Annotated in this window: 20 protein-coding genes; 10 read left to right on the top strand and 10 right to left on the bottom strand. The window is 61.4% G+C overall.

Features of this window, described 5'->3' with window-relative positions:
* Window positions 1-3 precede the first annotated feature (3 nt).
* The 7 genes from ABV589_RS03010 to gloB all read right to left on the bottom strand — a co-directional run bounded on the left by ABV589_RS03010 (window position 4) and on the right by gloB (window position 10,063).
* Window positions 4-1,614: an ABC transporter ATP-binding protein gene (locus ABV589_RS03010; protein WP_367084796.1), complete on the bottom strand. Its 1,611-nt coding sequence runs from the start codon at window positions 1,612-1,614 to the stop codon at window positions 4-6.
* Window position 1,615: 1 nt separating this feature from the next.
* Entirely contained in the window at window positions 1,616-2,635 is a 1,020-nt protein-coding gene (locus ABV589_RS03005) for an ABC transporter permease (protein WP_367084795.1), read from the bottom strand.
* A 1-nt stretch (window position 2,636) separates the two neighbouring features.
* Window positions 2,637-3,710, bottom strand: coding sequence for a microcin C ABC transporter permease YejB (locus ABV589_RS03000; protein ID WP_003224148.1), 1,074 nt, complete (start codon window positions 3,708-3,710; stop codon window positions 2,637-2,639).
* A 4-nt stretch (window positions 3,711-3,714) separates the two neighbouring features.
* On the bottom strand, window positions 3,715-5,556 hold the full coding sequence (locus ABV589_RS02995) for an extracellular solute-binding protein (RefSeq protein WP_367084794.1): 1,842 nt from the start codon (window positions 5,554-5,556) through the stop codon (window positions 3,715-3,717).
* Window positions 5,553-7,385, bottom strand: a complete 1,833-nt coding sequence (locus tag ABV589_RS02990) for an extracellular solute-binding protein (protein WP_367084793.1) — start codon at window positions 7,383-7,385, stop codon at window positions 5,553-5,555. Before ABV589_RS02990 ends, ABV589_RS02995 begins: the two co-directional genes overlap by 4 nt.
* A 344-nt stretch (window positions 7,386-7,729) precedes the next feature.
* Window positions 7,730-9,196, bottom strand: coding sequence for a LysM peptidoglycan-binding domain-containing protein (locus ABV589_RS02985; protein ID WP_367084792.1), 1,467 nt, complete (start codon window positions 9,194-9,196; stop codon window positions 7,730-7,732).
* A gap of 99 nt (window positions 9,197-9,295) precedes the next feature.
* A complete protein-coding gene (gene gloB / locus ABV589_RS02980) occupies window positions 9,296-10,063 on the bottom strand; it encodes a hydroxyacylglutathione hydrolase (protein ID WP_367084791.1) in 768 nt (255 codons plus the stop codon).
* Between the two features lie 66 nt (window positions 10,064-10,129).
* Here gloB and ABV589_RS02975 point away from each other — a divergent pair, with 66 nt between their 5' ends.
* From ABV589_RS02975 to ABV589_RS02955, 5 genes are all read left to right on the top strand, one after another.
* Window positions 10,130-10,888, top strand: a complete 759-nt coding sequence (locus tag ABV589_RS02975; RefSeq protein ID WP_003224159.1) for a methyltransferase domain-containing protein — start codon at window positions 10,130-10,132, stop codon at window positions 10,886-10,888.
* A gap of 91 nt (window positions 10,889-10,979) precedes the next feature.
* A complete protein-coding gene (gene rnhA, locus ABV589_RS02970) occupies window positions 10,980-11,441 on the top strand; it encodes a ribonuclease HI (RefSeq protein WP_003224162.1) in 462 nt (153 codons plus the stop codon).
* 183 nt (window positions 11,442-11,624) lie between these two features.
* A complete protein-coding gene (dnaQ, locus tag ABV589_RS02965) occupies window positions 11,625-12,383 on the top strand; it encodes a DNA polymerase III subunit epsilon (RefSeq protein ID WP_027613146.1) in 759 nt (252 codons plus the stop codon).
* Window positions 12,384-12,625: 242 nt separating this feature from the next.
* Complete coding sequence (locus ABV589_RS02960) at window positions 12,626-14,881, top strand: Orn/Lys/Arg decarboxylase N-terminal domain-containing protein (protein ID WP_367084790.1); 2,256 nt, start codon at window positions 12,626-12,628, stop codon at window positions 14,879-14,881.
* A 14-nt stretch (window positions 14,882-14,895) separates the two neighbouring features.
* The gene (locus tag ABV589_RS02955) at window positions 14,896-15,510 is read left to right on the top strand and encodes a GNAT family N-acetyltransferase (RefSeq protein WP_367084789.1); all 615 of its coding nucleotides are present in this window, start codon (window positions 14,896-14,898) and stop codon (window positions 15,508-15,510) included.
* On the opposite strand, the gene ABV589_RS02950 is transcribed toward ABV589_RS02955, so the two are convergent.
* Entirely contained in the window at window positions 15,476-16,369 is an 894-nt protein-coding gene (locus ABV589_RS02950; protein ID WP_367084787.1) for a LysR substrate-binding domain-containing protein, read from the bottom strand. The two genes, ABV589_RS02955 and ABV589_RS02950, sit on opposite strands and share 35 nt — an antisense overlap.
* 85 nt (window positions 16,370-16,454) lie before the next feature.
* The gene (locus tag ABV589_RS02945) at window positions 16,455-16,685 is read right to left on the bottom strand and encodes a hypothetical protein (RefSeq protein ID WP_007965845.1); all 231 of its coding nucleotides are present in this window, start codon (window positions 16,683-16,685) and stop codon (window positions 16,455-16,457) included.
* A 183-nt stretch (window positions 16,686-16,868) separates the two neighbouring features.
* Between ABV589_RS02945 and ABV589_RS02940 the strand changes: the two genes are divergently transcribed.
* On the top strand, window positions 16,869-17,426 hold the full coding sequence (locus ABV589_RS02940) for an NAD(P)H-dependent oxidoreductase (protein WP_367084786.1): 558 nt from the start codon (window positions 16,869-16,871) through the stop codon (window positions 17,424-17,426).
* A gap of 185 nt (window positions 17,427-17,611) precedes the next feature.
* Window positions 17,612-18,895 carry an arsenic transporter gene (locus tag ABV589_RS02935; protein WP_367084785.1) on the top strand — a complete coding sequence of 428 codons (1,284 nt, stop codon included), beginning with the start codon at window positions 17,612-17,614 and terminating at the stop codon, window positions 18,893-18,895.
* Window positions 18,896-19,026: 131 nt separating this feature from the next.
* On the opposite strand, the gene ABV589_RS02930 is transcribed toward ABV589_RS02935, so the two are convergent.
* Window positions 19,027-19,977, bottom strand: a complete 951-nt coding sequence (locus tag ABV589_RS02930; protein WP_367084784.1) for a DUF1853 family protein — start codon at window positions 19,975-19,977, stop codon at window positions 19,027-19,029.
* Between the two features lie 115 nt (window positions 19,978-20,092).
* Here ABV589_RS02930 and ABV589_RS02925 point away from each other — a divergent pair, with 115 nt between their 5' ends.
* Genes ABV589_RS02925 through ABV589_RS02915 form a run of 3 tightly spaced genes read left to right on the top strand, consistent with a single transcriptional unit; the run spans window position 20,093 to window position 22,820 of the window.
* Window positions 20,093-20,983 carry an NAD(+) kinase gene (locus ABV589_RS02925; protein WP_003224174.1) on the top strand — a complete coding sequence of 297 codons (891 nt, stop codon included), beginning with the start codon at window positions 20,093-20,095 and terminating at the stop codon, window positions 20,981-20,983.
* Complete coding sequence (locus ABV589_RS02920) at window positions 20,983-21,954, top strand: metallophosphoesterase (RefSeq protein ID WP_097087910.1); 972 nt, start codon at window positions 20,983-20,985, stop codon at window positions 21,952-21,954. Before ABV589_RS02925 ends, ABV589_RS02920 begins: the two co-directional genes overlap by 1 nt.
* Window positions 21,951-22,820, top strand: a complete 870-nt coding sequence (locus tag ABV589_RS02915; RefSeq protein ID WP_367084782.1) for a rhomboid family intramembrane serine protease — start codon at window positions 21,951-21,953, stop codon at window positions 22,818-22,820. Before ABV589_RS02920 ends, ABV589_RS02915 begins: the two co-directional genes overlap by 4 nt.
* Window positions 22,821-22,823 lie beyond the last annotated feature (3 nt).

The following is a 22,823-nucleotide window of genomic DNA, read 5'->3' as shown; positions in this document are numbered from 1 at the left end:
AGGTTATTGCGCAGTGGCTGGTGCCAAAAAAGCGGCTTCCAGCAACTGCTGTGTATACGGATGTTTGGGGGCGGCAAAGATATCTTGCGCGTCTCCCTGTTCGACCACTTGGCCATGCTTGACCACCATCAGCTGGTGGCTCAGCGCTTTGACGACAGCCAGATCATGGCTGATGAACAAATACGTCAGGTTGTACTTGGCTTGCAGTGAACGCAACAGCTCCACCACTTGCCGCTGCACCGTGCGGTCGAGCGCCGAAGTGGGCTCGTCCAGCAGGATCAGCGCCGGTTTGAGCACCAAAGCCCTGGCAATGGCGATACGTTGCCGTTGCCCACCGGAAAATTCGTGAGGGTAGCGGTGCCGGGTTTCCGGATCCAGACCTACCTCCTTCAATGCCGCAATAATCGCCGCTTCCTGCTCGGCGGCGGTGCCCATCTTGTGAATCCGCAGGCCTTCGCCAACGATGTCGCTCACGCACATCCGCGGGCTCAGGCTGCCGAACGGGTCCTGAAACACCACCTGCATCTCCCGCCGCAACGGGCGAACCTCGTTCTGCGTCAGGCAGTCTAGCTGTTTGCCTTCAAAGCGAATGGCGCCTTTGCTGCCGATCAGCCGCAAAATCGCCAGACCGAGGGTGGATTTGCCGGAACCGCTTTCCCCCACGATCCCCAGGGTCTGACCCTGAGGCAGGCTGAAATTGATGCCGTCCACTGCCTTGACGTAATCCACCGTGCGCTTGAGCAGGCCTTTCTTGATCGGAAACCAGACTTTGAGGTTCTCGACTTCGAGCAGCGGCGCCCCGATTTTATTGCTCGCCGGGCCTCCGCTGGGCTCCGCGCCGAGCAATTCCCGAGTGTACGGATGCTGCGGCGAACGGAACAGCTCTGCGCACGATGCCTGTTCGACGATGCAACCGCGCTGCATGACACATACGCGATGCGCAATTCTTCGTACCAGGTTCAAATCGTGACTGATCAGTAGCAGCGACATGCCCAATCGAGCCTGAAGTTCCTTGAGCAAATCGAGGATTTTCAGCTGAACGGTCACGTCCAGTGCGGTGGTGGGCTCGTCGGCGATCAGCAGTTCCGGCTCGTTGGCCAGCGCCATGGCGATCATCACCCGCTGGCGCTGGCCGCCGGACAATTCGTGGGGCAGGGCCTTGAGGCGCTTGTGCGGCTCGGGGATGCCGACCATCTCCAGCAGCTCCAGCGTGCGTTTGGTCGCGACTTTGCCGCTCAGGCCCTTGTGGATGCCCAACACCTCGTTGATCTGCTTCTCGATCGAGTGCAACGGGTTGAGCGAGGTCATCGGCTCCTGAAAGATCATCGCGATGCGGTTGCCGCGGATATGGCGGATGGTTTTTTCACTCAGCCCCAGCAGATTCTGCCCGGCGTAGTTGATGCTGCCGGCGGGATGGCGGGCCAGCGGGTAGGGCAGCAGGCGCAGGATCGAGTGCGCCGTCACCGATTTGCCCGAGCCGGACTCGCCGACCAGCGCCAGGGTTTCGCCGCGTTTGATGTCGAAGCTCACGCCCTCGACCACCCGGTGCCGCCGCTCGTTTAGGCCGAACTCGACAGCGAGGTCGCGCACTTCGATCAGATTGTCCTGATTCATTTCACTTCCTCGGGTCGAAGGCATCGCGAGCGGACTCGCCGATAAACACCAGCAAACTCAACATCAGCGCCAGCACGGCAAACGCGCTCATGCCCAGCCACGGCGCCTGCAGGTTGGATTTGCCCTGAGCGACCAGTTCACCCAGCGACGGACTGCCGGCCGGCAAGCCGAAGCCGAGGAAATCCAGCGCGGTCAGGGTGCCGATGGCGCCGGTGAGGATGAACGGCATGAAGGTCATGGTCGAGACCATCGCGTTGGGCAGGATGTGGCGAAACATGATCGCACCGTTCTGCATGCCCAGCGCCCGCGCCGCACGCACGTATTCGAGGTTGCGGCCACGCAGGAACTCCGCGCGCACCACATCGACCAGGCTCATCCACGAGAACAGCAGCATGATCCCCAGCAGCCACCAGAAATTCGGCTGGACGAAACTGGCGAGGATGATCAGCAGGTACAGCACCGGCAGCCCCGACCAGATCTCCAGAAAGCGCTGCCCGGCCAGATCGACCCAGCCGCCATAGAAACCCTGCAGCGCGCCGGCAATCACGCCGATGATCGAGCTGAGCACGGTCAGCGTCAGGGCAAACAGCACGGAAATGCGGAAGCCGTAGATCACCCGTGCCAGCACGTCGCGGCCCTGATCATCGGTGCCCAGCAGGTTGTCCGCCGAGGGCGGGGCCGGGGCCGGGACGTTCAGGTCGTAGTTGATGCTCTGGTAGCTGTAGGGGATCGGCGCCCACAACACCCACGCATCCTTGGCCTTGAGCAGTTCGCGGATGTACGGGCTCTTGTAGTTGGCTTCCAGCGGAAATTCGCCGCCGAAGGTGGTTTCCGGGTAGCGCTTGATCGCCGGGAAGTACCAGTGGTTGTCGTAATGCACCACCAGCGGCTTGTCGTTGGCGATCAGCTCGGCGCCGAGGCTCAGGCCGAACAGAATCAGAAACAGCCACAGCGACCACCAGCCACGCTTGTTGGCCTTGAACAGTTCGAACCGGCGGCGGTTGAGAGGGGACAGGTTCATCTCAATGCTCCCGGCTGGCAAAGTCGATGCGCGGATCGACCAGGGTGTAGGTGAGGTCGCCGATCAGTTTCACCACCAGACCGAGCAGGGTGAAGATGAACAGGGTGCCGAACACCACCGGGTAATCGCGGTTGATCGCCGCTTCGAAACTCATCAGGCCCAGACCGTCGAGGGAGAAAATCACCTCCACCAGCAACGAGCCGGTGAAGAAGATGCCGATGAACGCCGACGGGAAACCGGCAATCACCAGCAACATCGCGTTGCGGAACACGTGGCCGTAAAGCACGCGATTGCGCGTCAGGCCCTTGGCCTTGGCGGTGACCACGTACTGCTTGTTGATCTCGTCGAGGAAGCTGTTTTTGGTCAGCAGGGTCATGGTCGCGAAGTTGCCGATCACCAGCGCGGTCACCGGCAGCGCGAGGTGCCAGAAGTAGTCGAGAATCTTGCCGCCCAGGCTCAGCTCATCGAAATTGTTCGAAGTCAGGCCGCGCAGCGGGAACCAGTCCAGATAACTGCCGCCGGCGAACACCACGATCAGCAGAATTGCAAAGAGGAACGCCGGGATCGCGTAGCCAATGATGATCGCCGAACTGGTCCAGACGTCAAAATGACTGCCGTGCCGCGTGGCCTTGGCGATCCCCAGCGGGATCGACACGAGGTACATGATCAGCGTGCTCCACAGCCCGAGGGAGATCGACACCGGCATCTTTTCCTTGATCAGGTCGATGACCTTGGCGTCACGGAAAAAGCTGTCGCCGAAATCCAGCTTCGCGTAGTTCTTGACCATGATCCACAGGCGTTCCGGGGCCGATTTGTCGAACCCGTACATGTGCTCGATTTCCTTGATCAGCGCCGGGTCCAGACCTTGCGCGCCGCGATAGGCGGAGCCGGCCACCGAGACCTCGGCGCCGCCGCCGGCGATGCGGCTGGTGGCGCCCTCGAAGCCTTCGAGCTTGGCGATCATCTGTTCCACCGGGCCGCCGGGCGCGGCCTGGATGATCACGAAGTTGATCAGCAGGATGCCGAACAGGGTCGGGATGATCAGCAGCAGTCGCCGAAAAATGTACGCCAGCATCTGATTACTCCGTGCCCACAGGGTCGGCTTGCAGTTTGGTTTCGACTTCTATGGCAGGCTTCGCGTCAGGCTTGACCCACCAGGTGTTAATCCCGATGTCGTATTTGGGCGAGACTTTCGGGTGACCGATGTGGTTCCAGTACGCCACGCGCCAGGTCTTGATGTGCCAGTTGGGGACCACGTAGTAACCCCATTGCAGCACCCGATCCAGCGCCCGGGCATGCGCCACCAGGCTGCTGCGCGAGTCGGCGTTGATCAGGTTTTCCACCAGTTGATCGACGATCGGATCCTTCAGGCCCATGGTGTTGCGGCTGCTCGGTTTGTCGGCGGCGGCGCTCATCCAGAATTCGCGCTGCTCGTTACCCGGCGAGTTGGATTGCGGGAAGCTGCCGACCATCATGTCGAAGTCCCGCGAGCGCACGCGGTTGATGTACTGCGAAACGTCGACGCGGCGGATTACCAGATCAATGCCAAGGTCGGCCAGATTGCGTTTGAACGGCAGCAGCACGCGTTCGAATTCGGTCTGCGCCAGCAGGAATTCGATGACCACCGGTTTGCCGTTGGCGTCGACCATTTTGTCGTCGACGATCTTCCAGCCAGCCTCTTGCAGCAATTGATAGGCCTCGCGCTGTTGGGCGCGGATCATGCCGCTGGCGTCGGTCTTCGGGTTCTCGAAGGCTTCGCTGAACACCTGCGCCGGCAATTTGCTGCGAAACGGTTCGAGGATCGCCCGTTGCTCGGCGTCGGGCAGGCCGGTGGCGGCCATTTCCGAGTTCTCGAAATAGCTGCGAGTGCGGAAGTAGGCACCGTTGAACAGCTGTTTGTTGGTCCACTCGAAATCGAACAGCAGACCGAGCGCCTGCCGCACCCGCACATCCTGAAACACCGGACGGCGCAGGTTGAAAACGAAGCCCTGCATGCCGGTCGGGTTGCTGTTGGCGATCTGTTCCTTGATCAGCCGACCTTCGGTCACTGCTGGGATGTTGTAGGCGTTGGCCCAGTTCTTCGCGGTCATTTCCAGCCAGTAATCGAACTGCCCGGCCTTCAGCGCTTCGACGGCGACGGTGTTGTCGCGGTAGTAATCGGTGGTCATCACGTCGAAGTTGTAGAACCCGCGATTGACCGGCAGGTCCTTGCCCCAGTAGTCCTTGACCCGCTCATAGCGCACCGAGCGCCCAGCCTTCACTTCCGCGACCTTGTACGGGCCGCTGCCCAGCGGGATCTCCAGATTGCCCTTGGAAAAATCACGGCTGGCCCACCAGTGTTTCGGCAGCACCGGGAGCTGGCCGAGAATCAGCGGCAGCTCGCGATTGTTGGTGTGCTTGAACTTGAACAGCACCGTGAGCGGATCTTCGACGATGGCCTCTTCGACATCGCTGTAATAACCGCGAAACAGCGGCGAGCCGTCCTTGGTCAAGGTCTGGAAGCTGAACACCACGTCTTCGGCGCGTACCGGATGACCGTCATGAAAACGCGCTTCCGGGCGCAGGTAGAAACGCACCCAGCTGTTGTCCGGGGCTTTCTCGATCTTCGCGGCGATCAGGCCGTACTCGGTGAAGGGCTCGTCGAGGCTGTGCTTGGTCAGGGTGTCGTAGATCTGCCCGACATCATCGGCCGGCACGCCTTTGCTGATGAACGGGTTGAGGCTGTCGAAGCCGCCGAATCCGGCCTGACGGAAGATCCCGCCCTTGGGCGCGTCGGGGTTCACGTAATCGAACTGCTTGAAGTCCGCCGGGTATTTCGGCGGCTCGTTGTACAGGGTCACGGCGTGTTGCGGGGCGGCAATCGCCAGCCCGGCGAACAGCAGACCGCTGGCCTGCACGAGCAGGGCGCGGATGGGCGTCATTTATTGTTCTCCGAAGATCTCAGCCACCACGCGCTCAGGCCCAGGGTGTAGGGCGGCGTGGTGACGAAAGCCAACCGGTTGCGGTAGGCCAGTCGGTGATAATTGAGGTACCAGTTGGGAATGCTGTAGTGCTGCCAGAGCAGCACGCGGTCCAGCGCCTTGCCGGCGGCGACCTGTTCGTCGCGGGTTTGCGCGGCGAGCAATTGTTCGAGCAGGTGATCGACCACCGGGTTGGCGATGCCAGCGTAATTCTTGCTGCCCTTGACCCCGACCTGACTGGAATGGAAATACTGCCATTGCTCCAGACCCGGGCTGAGGGTCTGGTTGAGGGTCATCAGGATCATGTCGAAATCGAACTGATCCAGGCGCTGTTTGTACTGGGCGCGATCCACCGTGCGCAGGCGCGCATCGATGCCGATGCTGTTGAGGTTCTCGATGTATGGCTGGAGGATCCGTTCAAGGTTCGGATTGACCAGCAGCAACTCGAAACTCAACGGCTGGCCCTTGGCGTTTTGCAGGCGCTGGCCGTTGAGCTTCCAGCCGGCCTCGGCGAGCAGGGCCAGCGCCTTGCGCATGGTTTCTCGCGGGATGCCACGGCCATCGGTCTGCGGCAATGTGAACGGCTCGGTGAACAGCTTCGCCGGTAACTGATCCTTGTATGGCTTGAGCATCAGCCATTCATGCCCGACCGGCAGGCCGCTGGCGCTGAATTCGCTGTTGGGGTAGTAGCTGGTGGTGCGCTGGTAGGCGTCGCTGAACAGCGCGCGGTTGGTCCACTCGAAATCGAACATCAGGCCCAGCGCTTCGCGCACTTTGACGTCGCTGAAGGTCGCGCGCCGGGTGTTCATGAACAGGCCCTGGCTCTGCGTCGGGATCTGGTGCGGGATCTGCGCCTTGATCACTTCGCCACGGCGCACCGCCGGGAAGTTGTAGCCGTTGGCCCAGTTCTTCGCCTGATGCTCGATGTAGATATCGAATTCGCCGGCCTTGAACGCTTCGAAGGCCACGTCGCTGTCGCGGTAGAACTCGACTTCCATGCGATCGAAGTTGTACTTGCCGCGATTGACCGGCAGGTCCTTGCCCCAGTAATCCTTGACCCGCTCGAAAATCAGCTGCCGCCCCGGCGTCACCGAGGTGATGCGGTACGGCCCGCTGCCCAGCGGTGGCTCGAAGGTGGTGGCCTTGAAGTCGCGATCCTTCCAGTAATGCTGCGGCAGCACCGGCAACTCGCCGAGGCGCAGAATCAGCAACGGATTGCCCGAGCGTTTCATCACGAAACGAATGCGCTGCGGGTTGAGGATGTCGACCCGCGAGACCTCCTGCAGGGCGGTGCGGTATAGCGGATGGCCTTCCTTGAGCAGCAACCGGTAGGAGAAGGCCACGTCGTAGGCAGTGATCGGCGTGCCATCGTGGAAACGCGCTTCCGGGCGCAGATTGAACACTACCCAGCTGCGATCTTCGCTGTACTCCACCGATTGCGCGATCAGGCCATAGCTCGATGCTGGCTCGTCGCCCGACGGCGAATACTGGCCGGTGCCGACCATCAACGGCTCGTTCAGCTCATTGATGCCGTACTGCAGGAAATTCGCTGTGGTGACCGGGCTGGTGCCCTTGAAGGTGTACGGGTTGACCGTATCGAAGGTGCCGAACGCCATCACCCGCAACGTACCGCCCTTGGGCGCTTGCGGGTTGACCCAGTCGAAGTGGGTAAATCTGGCCGGGTACTTGAGCGTGCCGAACTGCGCATAACCGTGACTTTCGGTAATCGTCGCGCTTGCGGGTGAGCTCAAGGCCAGGCTGATCAGGAGCAGGAGGAGGGGACGCTTCAAGTCAGATCCGATCCAGGCGGCTTGGGCTTTTGTGGCCGTACAGTAACAGCTTGTCTGGACAGGAAAAAGGCAGAGGTTAATGTGGGGTTAATCGGCAAGGCCAAGAGCCCCTCACCCTAACCCTCTCCCGGAGGGAGAGGGGACTGACCGAGGTGTTTATGAGAAGTACGCCGACCTGAAATATCGAGTTGAACTCAGGTTTGAAAAAGCCCCCAATCTGCTCCCTTTCCCCCTCGCCCCCTTGGGGGAGAGGGTTGGGGTGAGGGGGAGAAATTTTGAGGGCGCCAACAAAATCCAGCCAGGCGCCAGGCGAAAAAAAGCCCCTGAAATTCAGGGGCTCTTTGTCAGTGCGGCTGGTAAACCGTGAGCATCTGCCCAGGCTTGAGGGCCTTGCCGGCACCCGGGTTCCAGCGCTTGAGATGCTGCATCTCGACGTTGAAACGCTTGGCCACCACGTACAGGGTGTCGCCACGCTTGACCTTGTACTGAGTCTGCTGCTGGTTGTCTGCCTTGCCTTTGCTCTTGCTGTTGGCGGCAATCACCGTGTTGACCCGGCCACCGCTGCGCACCGGGGCGCGCTTGGTGTTGTCCTGCATCACCAGGGTCTGGCCGACCTTGAGGTTCTTGCCGGTCAGCTTGTTCCAGCGCTGCAGGTCCTTGACTTCGACCTTGTTGGCCTTGGCGATGGAGCCGAGATTGTCGCCGCGTTTGACCCGGTAAGCGCGCTTGAGCTTCGCCACTTCAGTCGGATCAGCACCGTCGAACACCGGCTTCAGCGAGCGCGGACTGATCAGCTCTTCAGGCCGCATGGTCTGCAGGCTGGCGGTCAGCAGTTGCGCCTTGGACGTCGGCACCAGCAGATGCTGGGGGCCGTCGATGGTGGTGCGCTGCTTGAAGGCCGGGTTGAGCTGGAACAGCTCGTCTTCGTCGATGTTGGCCACCGCCGCAACCTTGGACAGGTCCATGCGCTGGTTGATTTCGACAACCTGGAAATACGGTTCGTTGGCGATCGGGTTGAGGTTCACCCCGTAGGCTTCCGGGGCCAGTACCACTTGCGACAGGGCCAGCAGCTTCGGTACGTAGGCCTGGGTTTCCGCCGGCAACGACGACAGGTTCCAGTAGTCGGTCGGCAGGCCGAGCTTTTCGTTGCGCTCGATGGCACGGCTGACCGTGCCTTCACCGGCGTTGTAGGCCGCCAGGGCCAGCAGCCAGTCACCGTTGAACATGTCGTGCAGACGGGTCAGGTAATCCATCGCGGCGGTGGTCGAGGCGGTGATATCGCGACGGCCATCATAGAAGCGGGTCTGGCGCAGGTTGTAGTAGCGACCGGTGGACGGAATGAATTGCCACAGGCCCGAAGCGTCGGCGCGCGAGTAGGCCATCGGGTTGTAGGCGCTCTCGATCACCGGCAGCAGGGCCAGCTCCAGCGGCATGTTGCGCTCTTCGAGACGCTCGACGATGTAATGAATGTAGAGACTGCCGCGTTCGCCGGCGTTCTCCAGAAAGGACGGGTTACTGGCAAACCATAGCCGCTGCTGCTCGATGCGCGGGTTCACGCCCAGGCCGTCCTGCAGCTGGAAACCACCGCGCATGCGCTCCCAGATGTCCTGAGGCACCTGCGGGCTGGGCTTTTCGCTGAGCCAGATCGGTTTCTGCTTGGCTCGCGCAGCAATGTTCGGCGTATGGCTCGCTTCAGGCTGCGGAGCATGGCTGGAACAGCCCGCCAACGTGGCGGACACAGCCACCGCGATGGCTTGCGCCAAGCGGGTCAGCGTGTCTGAATTGACGGACTTACGTATGGATGACGACATTGGCTGGAAGTAAGTTCCGGGCAAAAATGTCGGGCGATTCTAGAAAGCGCACCCCCTGCGGTCAACCATTCAGAATTTCTGTACCAGCTGGGGAGTCACTTAGAACTTATCTTTCCATGCCCGCAGAGCCGCAAAAACCTCACTCGGCGCCCGGTTTTGAGCGCCTGCCCGTTCGTCCACTTTTTGTGTAACTAATGTTTCAGCGGTACGCAAAAACGGATTTGTGAGCTTTTCCAGAGCCAGGGTCGAGGGCAGGGTCATCACGCCTTTTTCCCGTTGCTCGGTAACTTTTTCCAGACGGGCGGCGATGTCCGGGTTGGTCGGTTCGACCGCAGCAGCAAACTTCAGATTGCTCAGGGTGTATTCATGGGTGCAATACACCAGCGTATCCTCAGGTAATGCGGCGAGGCGGCCGAGCGAGTGGTGCATCTGTTCCGGCGTGCCTTCGAACAGGCGTCCGCAACCGGCGGCGAACAGGGTGTCACCACAAAACAGCAGGCCGTGGTGGTAATACGCAATGTGGCCGAGGGTGTGACCGGGCACCGCATAGACATCGAAGTCCCAGCCGAGCACGCTGACCTTGTCGTTGTCCTTGAGCGCCACGTCGCGCCCCGGAATGTTTTCACTGGCCGGGCCGTAGACTTTGGCGCCGCTCGCAGCTTTCAGGCGTTCGACGCCGCCGACGTGATCATGGTGGTGATGGGTGATCAGAATGTCGCTCAGCACCCAGCCCGGGTGTGCGGCCAGCCAGGCCTGCACCGGCGCGGCATCGCCCGGGTCAACCACCGCGCATTGCTGGGTGCGGTGATCCTGTAACAACCAGATGTAGTTGTCGGTGAACGCGGGCAGGGCACTGATCTGTATCATCGTCGGAATTCGCCAAGCGGAAAACATTGGCGCATCTTAGAGCTTCTAGCGGCGTTGGAGAATGACATGACCGATAAAGCGTTCGCTCAGGCCGATCCCGACTGGCTGGCGTTGATCGGCGCGGCCCGTGAGTGGCTGGCCGGCCCGCTCGGGCAATTTCTGCTGGATGAAGAACGGCGCATGCTCGAAGACGAGTTGGGGCGGTTCTTCGGCGGCTATCTGGTGCATTACGGGCCGTCGGCCCAGACCCCGCCGTCAGCGCCGCAGGTGCAGCGCAACGTGCGGCTCGGCGCGCCATTGCCGGGGGTAGAGATCGTCTGTGAGGAACAAGCCTGGCCGTTAAGCGAGCATGCCGCCGACGTGGTGGTGTTGCAGCATGGTCTGGATTTCTGCCTGTCGCCCCACGGTCTGCTGCGTGAAGCGGCGAGCAGCGTACGCCCCGGTGGGCATCTGCTGATCATCGGCATCAACCCCTGGAGCACCTGGGGTTTGCGTCACGTCTTTGCCCACGACGCCTTGCGTCAGGCGCGCTGCATCTCGCCGTCGCGGGTCGCCGACTGGCTCAACCTGCTGGGCTTTGCGCTGGAGAAACGCCGCTTCGGGTGCTATCGTCCGCCGCTCGCGTCGCCCAAGTGGCAGGCCCGACTGGCCGGCTGGGAACGCAAGGCCGGCGACTGGCAACTGTCGGGCGGTGGCTTCTATTTATTGGTCGCGCGCAAGATCGTGGTTGGCCTGCGTCCGGTGCGTCAGGAGCGTCGCGAGCCGATGGGCAAGCTGATTCCGCTGCCGATGGCCAAGGTCAACCGCCGCCGTATCGAACCGTAAACCTTCTTTTTATAGTGGCCGGACCTGCTCCGGCCGCGGCCATCGTCGATCCGCGATTGACGGGGCCAGGCATTTTTCTGGATAGAGTGGCATGAGCGAAAGCGTCGATAGCGTAGAACTGTTCACCGACGGCGCCTGCAAGGGCAACCCCGGCCCGGGCGGCTGGGGCGCCTTGCTGGTGTGCAAGGGCGTCGAAAAGGAACTGTGGGGCGGCGAAGCCAACACCACCAACAACCGCATGGAACTGCTCGGCGCCATCCGTGGCCTCGAAGCCTTGAAGCGGCCCTGTGAAGTGCTGCTGGTGACCGACTCGCAATACGTGATGAAAGGCATCAACGAGTGGATGGCCAACTGGAAAAAGCGCGGCTGGAAAACGGCGGCGAAAGAGCCGGTGAAAAACGCTGACCTGTGGAAAGAGCTGGACGAGCAGGTCAACCGGCACAAGGTCACCTGGAAGTGGGTGCGCGGGCACATTGGTCATCACGGTAACGAACGGGCGGACCAGTTGGCCAACCGTGGGGTGGATGAGGTTCGCGGGTACAAGCAGAGCTGATTAACGGCGCTGCACTGTGGTACGGCCCATTCGCGAGCAGGCTCGCTCCCACATCGGAATGCGCTTCCCTGTGGGAGCGAGCCTGCTCGCGAATGGGGCGACACGGTCTGACTGAAACACCCCCACCGAGCGTGTTAACATCGCCGCTTTTGCACGATTGACCCCGTTGAGAATTGAACACTGATGGCCACCAGATCCGTTGTACTCGATACCGAAACCACCGGCATGCCGGTGACCGATGGTCACCGGATCATTGAAATCGGCTGTGTCGAACTGATCGGTCGGCGCCTGACGGGCCGGCACTTTCACGTCTACCTGCAACCGGATCGCGAAAGTGACGAGGGCGCGATCGGCGTTCACGGCATCACCAACGAATTCCTTGTCGGCAAACCGCGTTTCGCCGAAGTCGCCGACGAGTTCTTCGAGTTCATCAACGGCGCGCAGCTGATCATCCATAACGCGGCGTTCGACGTTGGTTTCATCAACAACGAATTCGCCTTGATGGGCCAGCACGATCGTGCGGACATCACCCAGCATTGCACCATCCTCGACACCCTGATGATGGCCCGGGAACGTCACCCGGGGCAGCGCAACAGCCTCGACGCGTTGTGCAAACGTTACGGTGTCGACAACTCCGGCCGTGAACTGCACGGCGCCTTGCTCGACTCGGAGATTCTCGCCGACGTCTACCTGACCATGACCGGTGGCCAGACCAGCCTGTCGCTGGCCGGCAACGCTTCCGACGGCAATGGCACGGGCGAGGGCGCGGACAACTCCGCTACCGAAATCCGTCGTCTGCCGGCGAGTCGTCAGCCTGCGCGGATCATCCGGGCGACGGAAGAGGAACTGGCGGCGCATATGGCGCGGCTGGAGATCATTGCCAAGTCGGCGGGTGGGCCGGCGTTGTGGACGCAGATTGCCGAGGCTGATGCTCAGGCCTGAACACATTTTGTGGCGAGGGAGCTTGCTCCCGCTTGGCTGCGAAGCAGTCATAAAACCTGAATGCACATTGATGCTGAACGAATACCGGGGCCGCTTCGCGCCCCAGCGGGAGCAAGCTCCCTCGCCACAAAAGCCGAGTCAGGCTGAATGAAGCCAAGTGGCCACCCTCGCCACTTTCGCTGCAACCCTCTACCCTGAGTGCATTGGCTGACTTGATCCGCCGCCTCAGGACACTGAGCCCCATGTACAAAGATTTGAAGTTTCCGGTGTTGATCGTCCATCGCGACATCAAGGCCGACACGGTCGCCGGTGACCGTATCCGTGGCATCGCCCGGGAGTTGGAGCAGGAAGGTTTCAATATCGTTTCGGCCATCGACTACACCGAAGGGCGGTTGGTGGCCTCCACCCATCATGGTCTGGCGTGCATGCTGATCGCTGCCGAAGACGCCAGCACCAACTCGCATCTGCTGCAAAACATGGCCGAACTGATCGGCCTGGCGCGGGTGCGCGCGCCGGATCTGCCGATCTTCGCCCTGGGCGAACAGGTCACCCTGGAAAACGCCCCGGCTGATGCCATGGCCGAACTCAATCAACTGCGCGGCATTCTCTATCTGTTCGAAGACACCGTGCCGTTTCTGGCGCGACAGGTAGCCCGGGCGGCGCGCAAATATCTGGATGGTTTGCTGCCGCCGTTTTTCAAGGCGCTGGTGCAGCACACCGCCGACTCCAACTATTCCTGGCACACACCCGGGCATGGCGGGGGCGTGGCTTATCACAAGAGTCCGGTGGGGCAGGCATTTCACCAGTTTTTCGGGGAAAACACCCTGCGGTCGGATTTGTCGGTATCGGTGCCGGAACTCGGTTCGCTGCTCGATCACACTGGGCCGCTGGCCGAAGCCGAAGAACGCGCCGCGCGCAATTTTGGTGCCGATCACACCTTTTTCGTGATCAATGGCACCTCGACTGCCAACAAGATCGTCTGGCACTCGATGGTCGGCCGTGATGATCTGGTGCTGGTGGATCGCAACTGCCACAAGTCGGTGTTGCACGCGATCATCATGACCGGCGCGATCCCGCTTTACCTGTGCCCGGAGCGCAATGAGCTGGGGATCATCGGTCCGATTCCGCTGAGCGAATTCAGTCGCGAATCGATCCAGGCGAAGATCGACGCCAGCCCGCTGACCAAGGGCCGTGCGCCGAAAGTCAAACTGGCGGTAGTGACCAATTCGACTTACGACGGCTTGTGCTACAACGCCGAGCTGATCAAACAGAGCCTGGGCAACAGCGTCGAAGTGCTGCATTTCGACGAGGCGTGGTACGCCTACGCGGCGTTTCACGAGTTCTTCGCCGGGCGCTACGGCATGGCCACCTCGCGCACAGAAGACAGCCCGCTGGTGTTCACCACCCATTCCACCCATAAGCTGCTCGCCGCATTCAGCCAGGCCTCGATGATTCATGTGCAGGACGGCGGCGCGCGCCAACTGGACCGTGACCGTTTCAACGAAGCGTTCATGATGCACATTTCGACCTCGCCGCAGTACAGCATCATCGCTTCGCTGGATGTGGCTTCGGCGATGATGGAAGGCCCGGCCGGGCGTTCGCTGTTGCAGGAAACCTTCGATGAGGCGCTGAGTTTTCGCCGGGCGCTGGCCAATCTGCGCGAGCACATTGCGGCGGATGACTGGTGGTTCTCGATCTGGCACCCGCCCGGCGTCGAAGGCATCGACCGGGTGCAGACCGAAGACTGGCTGCTGCAGCCGGACGCCGACTGGCACGGCTTCGGCGAAGTCAGTGACGACTATGTGCTGCTCGACCCGATCAAAGTGACCCTGGTCATGCCCGGGTTGAATGCCGGTGGCGCGCTGAGCGAGAAGGGCATCCCGGCGGCGGTGGTCAGCAAGTTCCTCTGGGAGCGCGGACTGGTAGTGGAGAAGACCGGCTTGTATTCGTTTCTGGTGCTGTTCTCGATGGGCATCACCAAAGGCAAGTGGAGCACGCTGCTCACCGAGTTGCTGGAGTTCAAGCGCAGTTACGACGCCAACGTCAGTCTCGCGACCTGCCTGCCGTGCGTGGCGCAGCAAGACACCGCGCGCTATCGCGGCATGGGCCTGCGCGATTTGTGCGATCAACTGCACGCTTGTTACCGCAGCAATGCCACCGCCAAACATCTGAAACGCATGTACACGGTGCTGCCGGAAATCGCCATGAAGCCGGCCCATGCCTATGATCATCTGGTGCGTGGCGAAGTCGAGGCGGTGCCGATCGATGAGCTGGAAGGGCGGATCGCGGCGGTGATGCTGGTGCCGTATCCACCGGGGATTCCGTTGATCATGCCGGGGGAGCGCTTCACCGAGGCGACCCGATCGATCATCGATTACCTGAAGTTTGCCCGCACGTTCGATAGCAGCTTTCCCGGTTTTGTTGCTGATGTGCATGGACTGCAACATGAAGACGAGGGCAATGGGCGGCAGTACACCGTCGATTGCGTCAAGGAATGAGGACTTTCCCGAGTATGCAACCGGTCATGAATCCGAAATACCCAGGGTTGTCGGTGCGTGTCGCCGACGACGGTTTCGCAGCGTATATCTGGGGCAGCGATTTCAGTTTCGAGGTGGCCGCGTACGGTGCAGCCGTCATTGGCCAGCCGGTCGAGCGCTGGGCGGTGACGCCGATTGTGCCGTACCGCAAGTGCTACGGCATCGATCCCGAAGAGTTCAGCAGCTATCGCAATGCCGCCGACAGCGCGATTTTCATGGCGTACCTGGACGACGAGCCAGTCGGTCATCTGGTGATCAGCACCAACTGGAACGGCTTTGCCCACATCGATGAACTGGCGGTGCACGCACCGGCGCGCCGGCATGGTGTGGCCAAGGCGCTGCTGGATGTCGCGCAGTTCTGGAGTCGCAAGAAGAAACTGCCGGGGATCATGCTCGAAACCCAGAACAATAACCTCGGTGCCTGTCGTTTGTATGAGCGTTGTGGTTACGAGATTGGCGGTATCGACCATTTGCGCTATCGCGGGATTGACCCGAACACCGCGGAAATCGCGCTGTTCTGGTATCGGCTGTTCGATAACCCGCTGGAAAACCCGCTCAGCTCGCCAGCATCGCCTCGGCTTGTTCCGTGACGATCGCCAGCAGCGTCTGAATCGCTGCCGGCGTGGCGCTGTGCCGGTAGGTGAGGGCATACAGGCTGATGGGCACCGCCGGTGACAATGGGCAGACGTCCAGTCCGCCCGCCCGTGCGCCGAGGGCGGTGAAGGGGTCAACGATGGCCAGCCCTTCACCGGCCTCGACCATGCTGCGCATCATTTGATGGGTTTGTACGCGGGTCTGGATGCTCGGCGCCGGGCGCAGGGCCTGGAGTTTGTTCTCCAGCGCCGGGCTCAATGGGTCGTGGCCTTCGAGGCCGACCATTGCCTGGCCAGCGAGATCCTGCAGGGAAATGTATTTCTGCTTCGGTTGCAGCCAGCCGTGGGGCGCGAGCAGTTGCAGCTTGCCGTGAGCCAGCGGTTGCGCATGGATGTCGGGATGTTCCGGAGCGTGCAGGCTCAGGCCCAGATCGCTTTCGCGCAGCAGCAGGCTACGGACGATGTCGCAAGTCGGAGCGCTGAGCAAACGGCAGGGAGCGTCGGGTAACCGTCGGCGTAGCAGGGCGATACTTTGCGGCAACAACTGTTGCACCAGCGGCGGGGTACCGATGAGGCGCAGGGGCGGGGCGAGGTATTGCTTGAGGCTGCTGGCCAGACGCTGCACGGGCTCCAGCGCCTGATAGACGTGAGCAATTTCCACCTGCAACGCCCGCGCTTCAGGCGTCGATTGCAGCCGGCCGCGTACGCTGGCGAACAGCATGAACCCCAATTCGCTCTCGGCTTCGCGCAAACGCTCTTCGACCTCGGTCACCGGGAGCTGCAGCCATTCGGCGGCGGTGCCCAGGTGACCGGTCTGCAAGAGCGCCTGGATCACTTCGATATGACGTAAACGCATGCGTGAAGTCCATGTTCAGCAGGTGGGGTCAGTGCCTGAATCCTACCCCAAGTCTGCGCATATGACTTCTGCTCATAACGGCCAGTTATGAAGCGACGGTCGTCTCAGGCTCGCGGGTCAGGGTAATACCTGACTGAACCAGAAGAAACTCGGTGTCACTGACTTTGTTGACGCGATCGCCAATGGCCAGTTTGTAAATCGGCTCCGAGCCAGTGGAACCGTCTGCCGACGGGGTGGATTCCTGGAACTCATGCACGGAATAAACGCGGCCTTCCGCATCTCTTGCATGGAACTGACCGACGAGTACTGCTGCCATCTGCTTAGAACCTCTGGAGATAAAACGCTTGATTTGCGGCTTGGTAGACCGTCATCAAGCCCTGTAAGTTTTCCTACAGGAAAAAAATAATCAGCGCGAAGGAATTTCCCTTGTTCGCTGGTGAAACGGTCATCGAATCATCTATAACTACTGGCTCTTCCCACGGACAGTCGAGAGTCTTCCATGAGCAATGTCTACAACGTCGCTGTAGTCGTCGGCAGCCTGCGCAAAGCATCGATCAACCGCAAAGTCGCGCTGGCGCTGGCCGAGCTGGCACCGGCGAACCTCAAACTGAAGATTGTCGAGATTGGCGACCTGCCACTCTATAACGAAGACATCGACGGCGATTCACCGCCGGCAGCCTACAGCACTTTCCGCCAGGAAGTCGGTTCTTCCGACGCGGTGCTGTTCGTCACCCCGGAATATAACCGCTCGGTGCCGGCGCCTCTGAAGAATGCGATTGACGTGGGTTCACGGCCGTATGGCAAAGCCGTCTGGAGCGGCAAACCGGGCGCGGTGATCAGCGTGTCACCGGGAGCCATTGGCGGTTTTGGCGCCAACCAGCATCTGCGTCAGTCTTTCGTGTTTCTCAACGTGCCGTGCATGCAGCAGCCGGAGGCGTATCTGGGTGGTGCGGGTTCGGCGTTTGACGAGGCGGGCAAGTTGAGCGAGTCGGTGAAACCTTTTCTGCAGAATTTCATCAATGCCTACGGACAATTCGTAGAGCAACACAAAAAATAACCTGACCAGAAATCCTTTGTGGTGAGGGGATTTATCCCCGATGGGTTGCGAAGCGCCCCCCCGCGATTTCCAGTCATACCGGATTCGCAGGTTTTGCGGCTGCTGTGCAGCCGATCGGGGATAAATCCCCTCGCCACAGGTAAGCCGCATTTCCTTAAATCCTCTATTGCAAAAGGCTGTTGCGGATGCTCGCTGCGTCACTGATCTTCCTGCTGACCATCACCCTTGTCATCTGGCAACCCAAAGGCCTCGGGGTCGGCTGGAGCGCGACGCTCGGCGCCGTGCTGGCGCTGGTCTTCGGCGTGGTGCACCTGAGCGACATTCCGCTGGTGTGGCAAATCATCTGGAACGCCACCGGCACTTTCGTTGCGCTGATCATCATCAGCCTGTTGCTCGACGAGGCGGGCTTCTTCGCCTGGGCCGCGCTGCATGTGGCGCGCTGGGGGCGGGGCAGTGGGCGCAAGCTGTTTGCCTTCATGGTGCTGCTCGGCGCGTTGGTGTCGGCGTTGTTCGCCAATGACGGCGCGGCGCTGATCCTCACGCCGATCGTGATTTCGATGCTGCTGGCGCTGCGTTTTTCCCCGGCGGCGACCCTGGCGTTCGTCATGGGTGCCGGTTTCATCGCCGATACCGCGAGCCTGCCACTGGTGGTGTCGAACCTGGTCAACATCGTTTCGGCGGACTTCTTTCACATCGGCTTCAACCGCTATGCGGCGGTGATGGTGCCGGTCAACTTCGTCAGTGTGGCCGCGACGCTGGGCGTGCTGCTGTGGTTCTTCCGCCGCGACATTCCCAAGGCTTACGACCCCGAACAGCTCGAACAGCCGCACACGGCGATCCACGACAAAGCCACGTTCTATGCCGGTTGGATAGTGTTGGTGATCCTGCTGATCGGCTGCTTTTTCCTCGAACAACTGGGCATCCCGATCAGCGCGATCTCGGCGGTCTGCGCGGCACTGCTACTGGGGATCGCCGCCCGTGGCCACAAGATTTCCACGCGCAAGGTACTGAAAGAAGCACCGTGGCAGATCGTGATTTTCTCCCTCGGCATGTATCTGGTGGTGTATGGCCTGCGCAATGCCGGGCTGACCGGGTATCTCGCTGGCTGGCTGGATGTGTTCGCCGGGTACGGCGTGTGGGGCGCGGCGCTGGGCACCGGGGTGCTGACGGCGCTGTTGTCGTCGATCATGAACAACTTGCCGACAGTGTTGATCGGCTTGTTGTCGATCGATGCCAGCCAGGCCAGCGGTGTGGTCAAGGAAGCGATGATCTACGCCAACGTGATCGGCAGCGACCTCGGGCCGAAAATCACCCCGATCGGCAGTCTGGCGACCTTGCTCTGGTTGCATGTGCTGGCGCGCAAGGATATCCGGATTGGTTGGGGGTATTACTTCAAGGTCGGGATTGTGCTGACGGTGCCGGTGTTGTTGGTTACCTTGGCGGCGTTGGCTTTGCGGTTATCCCTTTAGACCAAGTCGGCCTTATCGCTGGCAAGCCAGCTCCCACAGGTTTTGTGGTGTGGCTCAGGTAGCGAGCACACCGAAGATCCCTGTGGGAGCTGGCTTGCCAGCGATGGGTCCGGTGCAAACACCACAAAATCTCAGGCCTGGCCCGGCACATTCGGCCAAAGATCCGCCACCAGAAACAACCGCTCTGCCTCTTCCCATTCGCCCTGCGCATTCTCGGTCAGGCGCACCAGCAGTTGCGCCGGGGCCATCGGTTCCAGGTCATCCAGCCACATCTGCAGGTGTTCAGCGTTCCAGGCCTGATCTGCCGGGTAATGCGCCGGCGCCAGCCACGCATGGCGGGGCAGGGGTTGCCAGCGTCCGGCCGGGCGTTGAGCGACAAACGCCGGCCAGTCCTTCTGGTGCAGCCAACTTCCGCGCAAATGTTGCGGATGCGCGCCGCTCGGTGATGCAGACGTGCCCGGCCACGGATACAGCAGGTAACCGCCCAGCCACAACTGCGCACTGAACACCTCGATATCCAGCTTCGCCAGCGCCTCACGGCTTTCCAGACGGGCCGAGATCGGCAGTTGATGTTCGGCCAGATGCGCGAGTTTGCGGTCCAGTCGATCATGACAACCCGGCCCCAGCCACTGCGCCGGGTCGTGGCCATCGCCTTCCTGCGGGCCGAGGTAGAGCTTGATCGCCAGTTCCAGGTGATGCACGCCATCGCGGTCGCGCAGGAGCATGTCCAGTTCACCGAGGGTATGGCCTTCGCGGCGGATCGGCAGGTTGGCCGCAATCAGCTCGATGCCCGGCGCATGCTCGACGGCAAACTGCCACAGCCGCTCGTAATACAGGCCCAGCCGCCGGGTGCGCGCCTGCGCCAGCCAGTGCAACAAGCCATAACTGTCACGATCGAGTTGTCGCAGCCAGTGCTCCAGGCGCGCCGGATCGCTGACCCAGTCGCTACCGGCCAGCGGATGGCGCTGCGGCCACGGCGTCGCGGCCAGCATCGGCGGTGCGAGAATCACCCACGCCAGGTCACGCACTTCGGGATGGCGTAGTTGGTGTGGCAACTGAAGCAAGTCGGGAAACAGGATCATCTTGCGAGCATAGCCTTAAACACGCGCGCACCCTCGTGGCTGAAAGGATTTTGTCTATCGCAGGCTTTCGCCCATAATCGGGTTTTTCGCGTTTTCGATTGTCCGCAGAGGTCCCATGGAGCAATTTCGTAATATCGGCATCATCGGTCGCCTGGGCAGTTCCCAGGTGCTGGATACCGTCCGCCGACTGAAACGCTTTCTGCTCGATCGTCACCTGCACGTGATCCTCGAAGACACCATCGCCGAAGTCCTGCCGGGCCACGGCCTGCAAACCTCGTCGCGCAAGATGCTCGGCGAAGTCTGCGACATGGTCATCGTCGTCGGCGGTGACGGCAGCCTGCTCGGCGCCGCGCGGGCGCTGGCCAAACACAACATTCCGGTATTGGGGATCAACCGTGGCAGCCTTGGCTTTCTGACGGACATTCGCCCCGATGAGCTGGAAGTCGAAGTGGCCAAGGTGCTCGACGGCCACTATCTGGTGGAAAACCGCTTCCTGCTGCAAGCCGAAGTGCGCCGGCATGCCGAGGCCATCGGCCAGGGCGATGCGTTGAACGACGTGGTGCTGCACCCGGGCAAATCGACGCGGATGATCGAGTTCGAGCTGTACATCGACGGCCAGTTCGTCTGCAGCCAGAAGGCCGACGGCCTGATCGTCGCCACGCCGACCGGTTCCACCGCGTACGCGCTGTCGGCCGGTGGCCCGATCATGCATCCCAAGCTCGATGCCATTGTGATCGTGCCGATGTACCCCCATATGTTGTCCAGCCGGCCAATTGTGGTCGATGGCAACAGTGAGCTGAAAATCGTCGTGTCGAAAAACATGCAGATCTACCCGCAGGTCTCCTGCGACGGGCAGAACCACTTCACCTGCGCGCCGGGCGACACCATCACCGTCAGTAAGAAAGCCCAGAAGCTGCGGCTGATTCACCCGCTCGACCACAACTACTATGAAGTCTGTCGGACCAAGCTCGGCTGGGGCAGCAAGTTGGGTGGTGGAGGCGACTGATGCTCGATCCCGCGCGCAGTTATGACTTGATTGGTGACGTGCACGGATGCGCCCTGACCCTGGAACACTTGCTTGACCGACTCGGTTATCACAAGCAGGGCGGGGTCTGGCGGCATCCATCGCGCATGGCCGTGTTCGTCGGCGACATCATCGACCGTGGCCCGCGAATCCGCGAGGCGCTGCACATCGTCCACGACATGGTCGAGGCCGGGCAGGCGCTGTGCATCATGGGCAACCACGAATTCAATGCACTGGGCTGGAGCACCCCGGCGCTGCCGGGCAGCGGCAAGCAGTTCGTGCGTGAGCACACGCCGCGCCACGCGCGTCTGCTGCAGGAAACCCTGACCCAGTTCGAAGACCATCCGGGCGACTGGCATGACTTCCTCAACTGGTTCTACGAGCTGCCGCTGGTGGTCGATGCCGGGCGTTTCCGTGTGGTGCACGCCTGTTGGGATGCCAGCCTGATCGAACCGTTGCGCGGGCTGTTTCCCGATGCGCGCATCGACGAGCATTTTCTCCAGGCCTCGGCCGTGCCCGGCAGTTTCGCCTGCACCGTGTTCGACCGCTTGCTGCGCGGCACCGACATGCGCCTGCCGGATGGCTTGACCATGACCAGCGGCGACGGTCTGGTGCGTTCGTTCTTCCGCACCAAGTTCTGGGAAGACGACCCGAAAACCTACGGCGACATCGTCTTCCAGCCGGATGCGCTGCCGGAGCCGGTAGCGCAGAAGCCGCTGACCTCCAGCGAAAAAAACAATCTGCTGCGCTACGGCATTGACGAGCCGTTGTTGTTCGTCGGCCATTACTGGCGCAGCGGCAAACCGGCGCCGATCCGCCCGAACCTCGCATGTCTCGATTACAGCGCGGTGCTCTACGGCAAACTGGTGGCCTACCGGCTGGATCAGGAAACACGTCTGGATCCGCATAAATTTGTCTGGGTCGATGTCGAGCGGCCGGAGGTGCTGCAATGAGTGCGGTAGCGGTATTGCGTCTGCCGTTGGCGGTGGACCTGAGCGGTTTCGTCAAGCTGCTGCAACGCATGCAGGTGCCCCATCGGGTCAGCGAAGAGGCGGGCGAGCAAGTGCTGTGGGCGCCAGCGGAAATCAGCGAAGACGTACGTTCGCTGTACGAGCGCTTCCCGGCCGGTGACCCCGATCAGCAACTGGACATCCCGCTGGCGCCGACCTTCAAGCGTCCGAGCTTCGCCGAGCAACTCAAACACGCCAAGGCCACCGGGTTGATCCTGCTGCTGAGCCTGCTGGTCGGCGGCCTGACCTATCTGGGTGACAACCTCGACACCATACGCTGGCTGACCTTCCTCGACTTCCGCGTGGTCGGCGAGTACATCCAGTTCACGCCGTTGTCCGACAGCCTGGCGGCGGGGCAGTGGTGGCGCCTGTTCACGCCGATGCTGCTGCACTTCGGCATCCTGCACCTGGCCATGAACGGCATGTGGTACTGGGAGCTGGGGCGGCGCATCGAGTCGCGTCAGGGCAGCATCAACCTGCTCGGTCTGACCCTGTTGTTCAGCCTGGTGTCGAACTACGCGCAGTTTGCCTGGAGCGGCCCGAGCCTGTTCGGCGGCCTGTCCGGCGTGCTCTACGGCTTGCTCGGTCATTGCTGGATTTTCCAGCTGCTGGCGCCGAACCCGGCGTATCGCCTGCCGCGTGGCGTGCTGGTGATGATGCTGGTGTGGCTGGTGATTTGCATGTCCGGACTGGTCTCGATGATCGGTTTCGGCCAGATCGCCAACGCCGCGCACGTCAGCGGGTTACTCATCGGATGCTTCACCGGTTTGTTGGGCGGTTTGTATAACCGCCGTAAACTGGCCGCCTGAATT

Origin of the sequence: Pseudomonas sp. HOU2 (genome assembly GCF_040729435.1) — a bacterium.
Lineage (GTDB): Bacteria > Pseudomonadota > Gammaproteobacteria > Pseudomonadales > Pseudomonadaceae > Aquipseudomonas.
The sequence above is the reverse complement of the archived record's forward strand: the minus strand, read 5'-3'. Positions and strand labels throughout refer to the sequence as shown.